Genomic DNA, 332 nt, shown 5'->3' on the forward strand with positions numbered 1-332 from the left:
CTGGCGTCGGAGATCCGTGGTGTGACGGAGGAGACGACGACGGGTGTGCACCGTCTGTACGAGATGCAGCGTGAGGGGACGCTGCTGTTCCCTGCGATCAATGTGAATGACGCGGTGACGAAGTCGAAGTTCGACAACAAGTACGGGTGCCGTCATTCGCTGATCGATGGGATCAACCGGGCCACGGACGTCCTGATCGGTGGCAAGGTGGCGGTGGTCTGTGGTTACGGCGATGTGGGCAAGGGGTGTGCGGAGTCGCTGCGCGGGCAGGGTGCGCGGGTGATCGTGACGGAGATCGACCCGATCAATGCGCTGCAGGCGGCGATGGACGG

At 63.6% G+C, this 332-nt stretch carries 1 protein-coding gene; it reads left to right on the top strand.

The features are described 5' to 3' along the window. Positions 1 to 332, top strand: a 332-nt coding sequence (locus NQU55_RS36305) for an adenosylhomocysteinase (protein WP_256791887.1), incomplete at both ends; no start/stop codon positions are given.

The organism is Streptomyces telluris (assembly GCF_024519335.1).
Lineage (GTDB): Bacteria > Actinomycetota > Actinomycetes > Streptomycetales > Streptomycetaceae > Streptomyces > Streptomyces telluris.